This window comes from Pseudofrankia asymbiotica, assembly GCF_001983105.1.
GTDB classification, from domain to species: Bacteria; Actinomycetota; Actinomycetes; order Frankiales; family Frankiaceae; genus Pseudofrankia; species Pseudofrankia asymbiotica.
The window spans coordinates 25,117-37,375 of record NZ_MOMC01000059.1; the positions used below are offsets into that span (position 1 = coordinate 25,117).

The 12,259-nt window shown below is 67.4% G+C and carries 10 protein-coding genes and 1 pseudogene; 5 read left to right on the top strand and 6 right to left on the bottom strand.

The features are described from left to right. Positions 1-165: 165 nt before the first annotated feature. The 3 genes from BL253_RS27670 (at position 166) to BL253_RS27680 (ending at position 4,871) form a co-directional block, all read left to right on the top strand. The gene (locus tag BL253_RS27670) at positions 166-879 is read left to right on the top strand and encodes a transposase (RefSeq protein ID WP_158230429.1); all 714 of its coding nucleotides are present in this window, start codon (positions 166-168) and stop codon (positions 877-879) included. Beyond that, positions 876-1,520, top strand: a complete 645-nt coding sequence (locus BL253_RS27675) for a transposase (RefSeq protein ID WP_131831591.1) — start codon at positions 876-878, stop codon at positions 1,518-1,520. The genes BL253_RS27670 and BL253_RS27675 overlap by 4 nt, the downstream gene beginning before the upstream one ends. A gap of 828 nt (positions 1,521-2,348) precedes the next feature. Then, positions 2,349-4,871: a hypothetical protein gene (locus tag BL253_RS27680; protein WP_076820243.1), complete on the top strand. Its 2,523-nt coding sequence runs from the start codon at positions 2,349-2,351 to the stop codon at positions 4,869-4,871. A 426-nt stretch (positions 4,872-5,297) separates the two neighbouring features. Here the strand turns inward: BL253_RS27680 and BL253_RS39640 are convergent, their stop codons facing one another. The 4 genes from BL253_RS39640 to BL253_RS27705 all read right to left on the bottom strand — a co-directional run bounded on the left by BL253_RS39640 (position 5,298) and on the right by BL253_RS27705 (position 9,405). After that, complete coding sequence (locus BL253_RS39640; RefSeq protein ID WP_081438754.1) at positions 5,298-5,663, bottom strand: hypothetical protein; 366 nt, start codon at positions 5,661-5,663, stop codon at positions 5,298-5,300. Between the two features lie 691 nt (positions 5,664-6,354). After that, the gene (locus tag BL253_RS42495) at positions 6,355-6,522 is read right to left on the bottom strand and encodes a restriction endonuclease subunit S domain-containing protein (RefSeq protein WP_158230430.1); all 168 of its coding nucleotides are present in this window, start codon (positions 6,520-6,522) and stop codon (positions 6,355-6,357) included. 42 nt (positions 6,523-6,564) lie between these two features. After that, entirely contained in the window at positions 6,565-8,100 is a 1,536-nt protein-coding gene (locus tag BL253_RS27695; RefSeq protein ID WP_076820246.1) for a zinc-ribbon domain-containing protein, read from the bottom strand. Between the two features lie 756 nt (positions 8,101-8,856). Continuing rightward, on the bottom strand, positions 8,857-9,405 hold the full coding sequence (locus BL253_RS27705) for a helix-turn-helix domain-containing protein (RefSeq protein ID WP_131831592.1): 549 nt from the start codon (positions 9,403-9,405) through the stop codon (positions 8,857-8,859). Positions 9,406-9,559: 154 nt separating this feature from the next. Here BL253_RS27705 and BL253_RS27710 point away from each other — a divergent pair. Together BL253_RS27710 and BL253_RS27715 are read left to right on the top strand one after the other, a co-directional pair. Further along, positions 9,560-10,093: pseudogene (locus BL253_RS27710) on the top strand (DDE-type integrase/transposase/recombinase); the annotation flags it as partial. A gap of 50 nt (positions 10,094-10,143) precedes the next feature. Beyond that, the gene (locus BL253_RS27715; protein WP_241835214.1) at positions 10,144-10,548 is read left to right on the top strand and encodes a transposase; all 405 of its coding nucleotides are present in this window, start codon (positions 10,144-10,146) and stop codon (positions 10,546-10,548) included. Positions 10,549-10,618: 70 nt separating this feature from the next. Here the strand turns inward: BL253_RS27715 and BL253_RS27720 are convergent, their stop codons facing one another. Continuing rightward, positions 10,619-11,266, bottom strand: coding sequence for a dihydrofolate reductase family protein (locus tag BL253_RS27720; protein WP_076820249.1), 648 nt, complete (start codon positions 11,264-11,266; stop codon positions 10,619-10,621). 238 nt (positions 11,267-11,504) lie between these two features. Beyond that, positions 11,505-12,215 carry an IS6 family transposase gene (locus tag BL253_RS27725; protein WP_076820250.1) on the bottom strand — a complete coding sequence of 237 codons (711 nt, stop codon included), beginning with the start codon at positions 12,213-12,215 and terminating at the stop codon, positions 11,505-11,507. Between the last annotated feature and the right edge of the window lie 44 nt (positions 12,216-12,259).

Here is a 12,259-nt window from a genome sequence, read left to right on the forward strand (position 1 = left end):
TCGCGCAGGGAGAATCGGGGTTGCGAAGCCAACCGATCAGCCCAGGCGAAAGGCACCCGTCAGGTGGTCAGGATAGTCAGCGCTGCGTCGGCACGGAAGCCGGCCCCGGGGGTGGTGTCGGGCGGTGGGCGGGGTCGGGCGCGGATCGGTGCCCCGGATCCGACGGTGACGGGGTCGGCGGGGCTGGTCGCGGTGACCGAGCTCGTTGACCGGCTCGATGTCGTTGGCGCGCTCGATGGCGGGATCGGGCGGATCAAACAGCGTGACCGGGGGCTGAGTGACGGTGAGCTGCTGGTCGGGATCGCGGTCAGCCAGCTTGGGGGCGAGTCGTCGTTGGCCGGGCTGGACCGGTCGCGGGCGGATCGGGCGGGGGCGTGGCTGGCGCCGRTGCCGTTCGCGCCGTCGCGGTCCGCGGCCCGGCTTGCCGGACGGTTCGGTCCTGGCCAGCTCGCTGGGATCGAGGCCGGCCTGGCCACGGTCGGGCAGCGGATGATGGGTTTCCTGCCGGCGCAGCGCCGCGCTGACCTCGTCGCGCACCGTCCGACGTTGGACTGCGATTCGACCGATGTGGAGGTCTACGGTCGGGCGAAGCGCGGCGTCGCCTATACCCATGACGGGAAGAAGGCAGGCAGGCCGCTTCTGATCAGCTGGGCGTCGACCGGGCTGACGCTCGCCGCCCAGCTGCTCGCCGGGAATCAGGACCCGCGGCCGTTCGTGGTCGACCTGATGCGGCGGGCGTTGGCGGTGCTGCCCGCCGCGGTGCGTGCGCCGCCGTTGTTCCGCGCCGACAGCGGCTTCTTCTCGGCCGGGTTCATGCGTGCGGTGGTCGCGGCCGGCGGTGACTTCGCGATCGCCGCGCCGCGCAGCCCGGCGCTGTGACAGGCTCACGCCCAGGTCCCGAGAACGCCTGGACCGACGCCCGGGACATGCGCGGCGCGCAGGTCGCCGCCGCCGGCTACGCCCCGGCCGGTGCCCCGCCCGGGACCTACACGATCGTCCGCCGCGTGAAGGTCACGGCCGGTGAGGTCTCCGCCGACCCGCGCTCCCGGCGGCGGCGCACGATCCCGAAAGGTCAGCTGGCGCTGATGCTCGACGGCGTCGCCGACCACGGCTGGGCGGTCAGCTTCATCGTCACGAACCTCCCCGCCGACGAACCCGACGGGATCGTCGCCGTCGAGTGGTGGTTCCGCGKCCGCGCCGACGTCGAGACACGGATCAAGGAACACAAGCTCGGCGCGGGGCTACGCCACCTGCCATCCGCCGACCCGGCGGTCAACCGGGTCTGGATGTGGGCCGCGATCCTCGCCGGCTGGATCTCCGCGCTCCTACAGGCGATCTCCGGCTATGACCGGCACGCCGGCCGCGCGCACGCCGCCCGGTTCCGCCACGACCTGCTCCACGTCCCCGGCCGGCTCGTCCGCCACGCCGGCCAACTCCTCCTGCGACTGCCACCCGGCCGCGGCGACCGGCTCACCGACGCCCTCGCCGCGCTACGCACGGCCAGTCCGGTCACAGCCTGACCGACACCACCGCCGCTCTCCCAAGCCCGACAGGACCTGGACCCGCCTACCCGGAGCGCATCCGGGCTCCCGGCACGCGCGGAAACGACCAGAACGYCCCCAGACCCGATATCGATCAATCCAGAAGCCCGCCGCGATCTTCAACAGCACTACTGGCGAATCTAGGTCTGAAGGCTCAAGAGGTTGAGTGGCTGGCTGCGGTCGGCTTGATCACAGCAAGGTCTACGAGCAAGATCGGCTCTTAAGCCTCGGTCGTCGACAGACGCACCTTCCGGGGCCTATGCGTCGAGAGGCGGCCTGGTCAGGGTGCCGAATCTGGCTCAGCGCCGGCCTCGGACCGTTTGGCCCTCTTTGGCAGTCGAGCACGCTGACCAGCCTGTCTCGCGTCATGGCTCGCGCTGCTTCGATGAGTGTCCACATGCGGGTGGCAGGGGTGAGCTTGTGGAGCACGAAGGCCAGCACGACGCAGTCGTACGGTCTAACTGGTCGGGCGCGAACCGCCAGGTCGACAGGTCTTCCTCGAGGAACCGGGTGCCCGCGGCCCGGCGCCGCGCGCGGGCCAGCATGGCTGCCGAGCCGTGTACGGCGGTGATGGCGGTGCCGGTCTCACGAGTCCTGTCCCGCAGCCGAGCTCCAGGACGCGCATCGTGGGGCGCAGCGCGAGCGCGTCGACGAAGCGCCTACGCGAGCGGTCTGAGCCCACCGCGATGAGTGGCTTGCGAGGGACGATGGGCTGACGAAGCTACTGCGCTGGGCCGTGAAGGCTGCGGACATAGCAGCGCCGATCTGGACTGCTGGTCTGTCGGATCTCTGTGGTTCATTGGGCCGGTGATCTCTCCCGCGCCGTTCTCGTATACCTCGGTGAGGCTGACGCTGCGCCCCTCCCGAGTGATCATCGTGATCGATGGAGGTGAGCACTGGAGCTACTGGGCTCGCCGTGCGCTCTACCGCGCGAGCCGCATCTGGGGAGGCGGCGGCTTCGTGGTCGTGCCGCACCGTGAGGGCAAGGTCGATCCGATCCTCCTGAGCGCGTGTCAGGCATACGATCCGGACTTCGTCGTGACCTACAGCCCCACGGTTGAGGACCGCGAGCACTTCACGCCGGGCTGGTTCCAAGCCGCGGCTGAAGGTGGGGCGCTGCTGAAGGCCGAAGAGCGGGACCGCGCCTTTGAGTCGATGCGCAACGACGAGATCGACTCGGAGTCCGACGAGGCCGCCCGCGACGAGATCGCGAAGGTCTGCTCAGTCTACGGGATCGGTGGCGAGGACGTCACGTCGATCGGTGAAGAGTTCATGTCGATCGGCGACGAGGCCGCCGGCCATTTTGTGGATATCGAGGATGTTCCTGGTACCTGGTCTGGCGCAGTCTTGGGCTGTCCCTCAGGGTGGGGTGGGTTGGTCGGTGCCGCGGTCGCGCTGCAGGCCGGCGTCGCCGAGCCTCCGTTGCGGGACGCGGTGGAGCCGAACCTCGACGACGAGACACTGATCCGGTTGATTGACCGGCTGTTCGGCAGCGGCCTCGCCGCTGCCGGAGCACCTGACGAGTTGGTCTGGTACCCAGGAGTCGCCGGGGGCATCGATACGCGAACCGCGACGAGTGCACACGAGCGCACGATGAGCCATATCGAGCCGATCCTGACGGGGACCGGCTACGGGCGTTCCGGACTACTCGTGCTGGGTGACGAGCCGGAGGACTTCGCGCTTGCGGGCCTGTGGCAACAGACGTTCGGCGTGGCCTGTTGGCTGCCGTCGGCCCTAGGCTTCGACCGCGGCGAGTTGCCGTGGGCGCTGGGGTACGGCGTCGCCCATCTCGCCCAGACCCTTCGCCGGTCCCGAGATGGACTCACGGTCACCTCGATATCGCAAACAGCCGATGAGCTTGCTGCGGCCCGCGAGCGCCTAATGGCGCCCAATCCGATCATCTCAGTCTCCTGGCCAGACAAGAAGATCGCCGGTGACGACGACCGAAAATCGATGCCAAGGCGCCCACCGCTGCGAACGGAGCCACTGAAGGTCATTCCGGCGCCGGAACTGTCCTGGCAGCAGCCCACGTCGGTCGCGCTCGCGATACGCGATCAGTGGGACAGCGCCGTGACCGTTCCGGTCACCGTCGACCGGACCGGCACGACGGTCATGGCCGCGCCGCTTCCCCCACCCGTACTGACCAGCCCCGAGTTGAGCACGGTCCCGAGTCTGAACTGGCATGTCGATGTCCGCTGGGCAGCAGGCCGAGCAGTTCGTCGACGTGACGTCGCCGGTCACGAGCTCCTGGCAGAGCCCACCCCCTTTCCGTCTGCATCGGTGCGAAGCAGTCGCGACGGAGTGTCCTACCAGGCCGCGCAGGTCGATCTTGTGGCAGTGGGCATACGACCGGAGAACAAGCTCGCCAGACCCGCACTCCGCGACCTGAGTCTCGAGAGCTGGATCGCCGCCAAATGCAGACAGCAGGGGATCATCGCGCAGCGCAGCGACGCCGGACGCCGGGCGGCGCTCTTGGCCTCGATGCTCGGCGGACGCAGGGAGTACGTCGAGCTGTTCGGCGGGTCTCTCCTGCCCGGGCTGCGAGCGATGTTCCCGACGAGCGCGCGCAGCGATGAGGCTTACCCGGATGAAGAAGGCGTGGCGATGTCGCGGGCGGAAGGCGTCCTGACCTTCGTCGGTATGTGCAGCCGTGTTCCTGCCGTGGCAGCGGAAGGCGTACGTGAACGCCTCGACGCGGCTCTACGCTCGGGGGTTCTTCGGCGAGGTTTGGTGCTCGAGTGCGCCACCTGCGGGCGTAAACAGTTCCAGACAGTCGACAGAATCGGTCAGCGGTGGATCTGCTTGCGCTGCGATGCGGGGAACGACCTGGACGCGCCCGCGTGGCGGGCGCCGCTCGCCGAGCCAAAGTGGTTCTACGATCTGCACCCGGCTGGCCGCGAGGTTTTGCACCAGAACGGCGATACGGTGGCATTACTGTCGGCATACCTGCGCCGTCAAGCGAAAACGGGTGCCAGATTTTTCGACGATGTGGAGGAAGTTGAGCTTAAATCTGCAGATGGCCCAGAGGTGGAACTTGACCTGGTGACGTACTCGGATGATGTCCTCACTATAGCGGAATGTAAAAGTTCTGCCGACAAGATGGTCGGGAAGGCAGGGAGACGCGAGGTTGCGAAGAAATGCGATGCTGCGGCGAGGCTGCGGGTGGATCGGCTGCTATTTGCYACTGAAAAACCCGTATGGAGCGAAGGCGCTGGACGTCTTGTGGCAAACGTCGTGACGGGATTTCCAGGGTGGGGGCCACTTCGCCGACCCCAGCTGATCATGGTGTCGGGACTCGGAACCGATGCGGTGCAAGAAATAGAACTCTAACACCGTACCTGCTGAGAAGGACGTCCGAGCAAGTCCGGCCGCATGGCCGAGACGGCCGACGCCTCGGATCGGACTGCCCGGATTTGGAACGAGTTGCGGCATCGCGTTCCACGAACGCAACCAGACGCATTCGTCCGCTCCTCCGTGAACCGCCCCTTGTGGTGTTAGCTCACGGCCGCAACCGTGGGATTCGGTGATCTCTCGCCGATGTCGTCGATGGCTTTTCGAAGCTGGGATTGGCGGCTGGTCTCGGCCCGGACCTGTGAGACGGGTAGGGCCCGAGGGCCAGACCGGCTTGGTGCTTCTGATGATCGGCGTGCCGGGGTAAGAGCTTGGCAACGGGCGACCACACGCTTGTGCGCCATGCAGACGCACTCAGGGTGGCATGAGCGGGCGTCACGGAGGGCGCGCAGCGGCGAACCGGGGTCAGGCTCGGCCTGTGAGCTTGCGAGTAAGCAGGAGGCGCATCCGCTCCTGGGCGTCAGCGGAGCTGAGCCACAGCTCGACTTCGAAGTGACCGATTCGCAATGTCGGTCGCAGTCCGTTCATAGGCGGTAACAGATCGGCGAGGAGATCCCGAAACGCACGCTGGAGGTGGCGTCCTCCCAGCGCAGGGAAAAGCGGCGGCTTCGGCTTCCCCCACCCGCCGCCCCGCATCTTGATAGCTTGCTGGCTGTGGTGGCGCCATGTCGCAAGGTCGAACGCGACGATCGCCGTGGCCGGGTAGAAATCGAAAGTCCGGGCGCGATGCGGGTTGAAGTGCTGCGCCTCGTCGAACTCAATAATCCTCACAGTGCCGTCGTCGTGGTGCCAGAGCGCGTCAAGCGATCTTCGCTCCCGTGGCGGCATCGCCTCTGGTAGATCGAGCCCAGTGAGCTCGGTGTACGTCTGAACGACTACTGGCCACAGTTGTGCGCACTCAGCTCTTCCGGGCCGTCGGAGYCACGTCGGGCAGGCTTCCCGCTCGAGCTGTGCACCGGTCGACTCGATCAAGTCAAGTACCCGATTTTGGACCTCACGAGCCACCTGGCCACTCCCTCAACTCGCCGACCTGAGACTACAGAGCTCAGGTTGACGCCGCACTCGACCGCGTGGCGCAGCTTGTACCGTTCGCGGTCGAAGGCCGGGGGCGCTCGTCCTTGGGCCCACGCTTCTTGCGGTGCGCGACCTAATCGGCCTCTCAGGGGTGGTGCACCGGATCCCGCGCCGGCGCAGGTAGGCCCGGTTCGCCTTGGAGTTGTAGGCCTTGTCCGCCGGCACCGGGTTGGCCGGGTCCGGGGCCGTCCCGTGCTGGGGCGGGCACCCGGATCCGTTCCAGCGCCGTGGTGACCTGGGGGTTGTCGCCGCGCTGCCCCGCGGTGACAACGATCGCCAGCGGCTTCTGGCCCTGCTCGCAGCCGCCGGGGATGTGGTGTTTGACTCGCTGTGATGACCAGTGGCGGCTGCGCATGGATCGCAACGCCTGGTTTTGTCGGAACGCCCGTCAGCCGCGTAGTGCCCGGGACATCAGGGTCGACGCGTCCTTGCGCAGTGCTGCCGCCCGCACCAAATGTTCCGCAGCTGCCGCGAGATCGGAGACAAGCTGGTCGATGAGCCGCCGTTGTTCCTCCAGCGACGGAACGACGATCGTGGCGCCGGCCAGCTTGCCCACGCCGATGTGGCATAGCGATCCTGACGTGGTTGCTGCTGGATCTCACGGTGCTGGCAGAGCGAGCTGCGCGTCGGCGTAGGCGTGCCAAGTCTCGGAGGTAAGTCGACCGCGGGCGCCGAGTGGTCTGCCCGTGGCGCTCGCCCATCGGAGCACGGGCTCAGGTTCAAGGAGGCCGGCCTTGTTGAGAAGATCCATGCGATTCGCGCAATACAGCCGGTGACTGACGATGATCTGGTCGCTCAGCTTTCCTTTTCCTCCGATGGGTATTCCGCGAGCGTTCGCCCATAGGCGTGCCTCCCGGGTGCCTTCGCGTGGTATGGGAACGCGGCTTCGCCTGCGGGTTTGGTCGACGAGGCATCCGCAACTTTTGGTGTTTCCGGAGGTTACCTGCGACTGCACACGGGTGCACTGCTGCCCGCACATGCACGCGTAGTTCCGGACGATTTCGGCAGGTTTGTCCGGGTTGCGGTATGGCTCGCCGATGGGCCGGAGGCTGCTCTCTGGATGTGGCTCTGTCGGTGTCAGCGCGCGTGGCCTGCGCGGTCCGGGCGGAGACTTGGGCCGCGGAGGGCGGGCTGAGCCCCAAGTCGCAGTTATATAGGCGTCGGCGATCTTCTGCTGGCTGGCTCGCATCGGCGAGCGGTAGGCCGCAAGTCCGAGAACACAGTCAGGGAAGCGGCGCTCGAGTGCTTCCAGGACGGCGAGTGCCTGCTTGTGGGGTGCGCGCGTAGATACCGCGACGACGAGGACGTCGGGCGAGGCTGGKGCCAGTTCGGGTAGGTCGCCGCTTCGGACGTGGACGAGCGCGTCGACTAGTCCCGCGACGATCAGTACACGGCCCTTCTCCTCGTCGAAGGCAAGCCGGTCGCGCCGAGCGTTGGAATGGTGGAACTCGCCGTCGTACTCCAAGCCGACGATCTGCCCGTTTGGGAGTTGGAAGAGAGCATCGACCTCGACTGCCTTCCGGCGCCAGTGCGGCGGCCGGTACTCATCCGGGAGCTGGAGCTGATGGGAGTCGAAATCGGGCACCCCATCGGGTAGGCGGGGGTCGCGAGCGTCGGGAGGAACGAGGTCGAGGCAGGTGCCGAGTTCGGCCACGAGCCGGATCTGCTCCTTGGAGATCCCCGACCGGGAGCAGTCGCCGCAACCCGTGCCGTAGACGCGGTTCAGGATCGTCGCCTCGAACGGATGGCCATGCCGGCAGCGCCAAGGCAGCCGCGCATACTCGGCGTCCAGCTCCGTCGGCGGTGCGTCGGTGGCACGTCTCCGGGGGGCGTGGTGCTTGCTGGTCGGCAACTGGTTTGCGTCGAGCTTCGGATCGTCAAGTTCTTCGGCGATCTCCGGAAACCAGGTCAGCAGCGAGTTCGTCCGGTCCACCTGGTAGCCCGCGCAGATCAGGCAGCCGTCCTGCTGGACGGCTCGCATCTTCACGACCGCGTCGAACTTGTGCTCGACCGGGTACCACTTGCCCGTCTCGGGGTCGAGCGCCCAGGTCCGGCACGCCCACGGCACCGCCTGGTTCGTGCCGAACGTGATCTCGTTGGCGGCTTCGGACYCGCGGTACTGCTCGGCGAGCATCGGCAGATCGCAGAGCCTGATTGAACTCGTACATGCTCGGCACCGCGTCCCGGAACGGATCCGATCCTTGGGTGAGGCGGGCCAGATGGGGTGACCCAGGTCCAAGGGACAACGCCATAGATAATGGACCTCGGCGGTAGCCGAAACGCTCGCCGACGGCACTGGATTGGCTCGGCTCCACTGCGCCGCGACCTCGGGGATGTCCGCCACCGTCGTCTGGCCCCGATTGCCAATACGAGTAGCCCACCGCTTCTTGACCTTGGTTCTATGAGCCCGCCAGTATGTGTCGATCTTGGTTCGCCGCTCCTTCGCCTCAGCTAGTTCGACCGCCACCCTGGCGCTGCGGTCCCGGTTAATCTCGCTCCACACTTGCCGCTGGTACTGAAGAAGTCGCAGGCGGTCCTCTCGGGTCCMGTCACCTGGGTCAACGTCTCCTGGTTTGGCAGGCCAGGCCCGGTCGACGTGCGGATCGGCAGCAGGAGCGGGGGAGCGCACTGCATCGACCTCGACACTCTCCGCTATTTCGGTCAGTTGAGACTCCCAATTGTCACAGTCCCTGGCGGCGCACCCCTGCTGGCCGCCACCCGCCTCGGCGTCCAGGACCAGATCGTCTACCGCTGGATCGACAAAGGCCGCATTCACGTCCGCCGCGCCCCGAACCGGCGAATCCTCATCCCCTGGAACCAGAACACCGAAGCCACCTGCCAAAAGATCACCTCACGCTCGCCACGCCTGACCCACACAGACAAAGCCACATCAGGAGCAGCAGTATGAAGCCACCGTCTCGACGGTGAGGAAGTCGCAGGCCAGTACGCCGCGCGCCTGGCTGCGCAGGAACTGCGACCAGCTCGGTCCGTCTCCGCGGCGGGGTGCCGGGCCCAGGTCGTGGCGGCGAAGGATGTTGCAGACCGAGGTGGCCGACATCTGGACCTGTAGCTTGCGGCATTCCCCGACGATGCGTACGTAGCCCCATCGCGGGTTCTCCCGGGCCAGCCGGAGGACCAGCTGTACCGTCGCCTCCTCCAGCTGGCGACCATGACGCTGCTGCGGATTGGTCCACCGGCGGCGGACCAGTTCGCGATGCCAGCGCAGCAGGGTGGCGGGGGRAACGAGGAACGCCGACCAGCGCGGACGCGGCAGGAGCTGGGCCAGGGTGGCCAGCAGCATCCGATCGGCCGGGGTGTACCGCGGCCGGGCGACCTGGCGATGCAGCACCGTCAGCTGATGGCGAAGGACGGCGATCTCGACGTCCTTCGGCGATCTCGACGTCCTTCTCGTCCGGACGGCCCCCGAGACCGGCCGCACCGAGCAGCCCACGGACCAGCATGAGCACAACCGTTGACAACATGCCCGCCATGGTCCCTGCCGCCCTGTTCGCCCAGCTCGGCAGCGCCCCTGACCGTCCAGTTGCACCCCACAGGGCGTTGGAAAAGGACTGAGAAGTACCTCGCCAACGCCCTACCTCGCGGTGCAGCGGTTCACGCCGCTGTTGATCGACGCGGGCCGGCCGTGCCGCCACAGCCCGAGCGACAGGTGGTTCACCGATAAGACGTATGTGAAGGTCGCCGGTCGGTGGACGTACGTGTACCGGGCGATCGACCAGTTCGGCCAGGTCATCGACGTCCTCGCCTCCGAAAGACGCGATCTGGCGGCGCGCCGGTTCTTTACCCGGGCACTGGCACACGGGCGGCGGCCGGTCGAGGTGACCACCGATCGGGCCGCGGCTTACCCGCGGGTCCTTGACGAGCAGCTTCCGGCCGCCCACCACGTGGATGCCCGGTATGCGAACAACACGATCGAAGCCGATCACGGCCGGCTGAAGGCACGGTTGCGGCCGATGCGCGGGCTGAAACGGCTGCGCTCCGCCCAGGTGATCGGTTCCGGGCACGCCTTCGTTCAGAATCTTCGCCGCGGCCACTACGAACTCGGCGTCGATGCCGAGCCCCATCTCCGGCTCGCGGCAGCGTTCGCCGAGCTCGCGCAGGCCATCTGATCAGGCCGCCAACCTGACCCTGCCGTGCCTCGGGCCGGCCCAACGCAACAGTGCCCCGTAACCTGCTCATGGACCTCGACCAGCGGACCTCCCAGGTCCGCTACTTGATCAGGGATCGGGACGCGAAGTTCACGGCGGCGTTCGACGCGGTGTTCACCGCCGAGGACATCACGATCCTGCGTACTCCCGTGCGGGCGCCGGTCGCGAACGCCTACGTGGAACGTTGGGTCGGCACCGTCCGCCGTGAATGCCTCGACCACCTGCTCATCACTGGCGAACGCCACCTGGCCGCCGTGCCCGCGGACTATGTCGATCATTACAACGCTCACCGACCACATCGATCACTCCACCAGCAACCACCAGACGCGACCGGCCCGCCGCCGCACGCCCCGACCGCAGTGATCCGACGAGACCGGCTCGGCGGCCTCATCCACGAATACCAGCAGGCAGCCTGACCGGACCCAGTATCGGGCACAGGCCTGCGGGTCGCCGCAGTAACGAAACGGAGTCGTAAAAGGCCCGGATTCACAGGCCCTTTCGGGCGAAAGTCACATGGGTGACTCCGCTGGGTGTCGAGACGGCCTCGGTCTCGTAGTCCTGCTCGAGGCCCTCGAGGCCGTCCCAGAGGCGTACGCCCCGGCCGAGCAGGATCGGGACCACCACGACGTGCAGGTGGTCGACGAGCCCGGCGGCCAGGAAGTCGCGGATCACGGTGGGGCCCCCGCCGATGCGCACGTCCTGGCCGGCCGCGGCCTCGCGGGCCGTCTTGAGCGCGTCGGCGGGCGAGGCGTCGAGGAAGTGGAACGTCGTGCCGCCCTCCATCTCGATCGACGGGCGCGGGTGATGGGTGAGGACGAAGACCGGGGTGTGGAACGGCGGGTTGGGGCCCCACCAGCCCTTCCACTCCGGGTCCTGGTGCCAGCCGGGGTGGCCAAACTTGTGGGCACCCATGATCTCGGCGCCGACCCCGGGAGCGAACAGCCGCAGGAAGGCGTCGTCGACGCCGCCCGTGCCGCCGGACTTGCCCAGCATCGCGCGGCCCCACCTGGTGTCGAACATCCAGGTGTGCAGCCGTTCGCCGGCGTGGCCGAACGGCGCCTCAAGGCTCTGGCCCTCGCCGGTGGCGAAACCGTCGAGCGAGACCGAGAAGTGCTGGACGCGGGCAAGTGACATGGCTGGTTTTCCATCCCTTCGGTTCGTCGAGCCGCCAGGTCGGCCGAATCGCCGCCAGCCTGGGCCCGATCCAACTCCGGCTGAGGCCTACCTGAAACTAGACCGGCCGCCGCGCGACAACTCATCGCTGCGCGACCGAACGGTGCTRCCGAGTCAGGTACCGCGTGCGCAGCACCTCGCGAAGGGACTGTTGCATCGTGAGGAGCCGGGGCATGCCGAGCTGCTACTGGCCTGGTGATCAGATGGCGTGAGAGAGCTCGGTGAACGCTGCGGCAAGTCGGCGCTGGGGTTCGACGTCGGTTCCGAGTTCGTAGTGGCCGCGGCGGATGTTCTGGACCAGCGAGTGTCCGGTGCTGATCGTCTGGGCGGAGCGCAGCTGTTTGAGTCCGCGCATCGGCCGCAGCCGGGCTTTGAGTCTGCTGTGGTCGGACTCGATGCGGTTGTTCTCCCACCGGGCATCGACGTGGCAGGCCTCGGGCAGTAACTCATCGAGGACCCGTGGGTAGACGGACGCCTTGTCGGTCGTGACCTCGACCGGCCGGCGGCCGTGGGCCAGAGCCTGGCGGAAGAAACGGCGGGCCGCGAGCTGGTCGCGTCGTTCGCTGGCGAGGACGTCGATGACCTGTCTGTGCTGGTCAACGGCCCGGTACAGGTAGCGCCACCGACCGGCGATCTTGATGTAGGTCTCGTTGACAAACCACCTGCTGCCGGGACGGTGCCGGCATGGCCGGGCAGCGTCGGCCAACAGCGGCGTGAAGCGCTGTACCCAGAGGTACACAGTCACATGATCAACCTCGATGCTGTGCTCGGCCAGCATTTCCTCGACGTCCCGGTAGGACAGGGCGTACCGCAGGTACCAGCGGACCGCCAGAACGATCACCTCCGGCGGGAACCGGAACCCGACGAACTCCGATGCCGGGACCGGTGGGCGCACGACACCTCGAGYCACCACACGATCATGCCGGTTCGCAGCGTCGATCACTGGGATTGCCG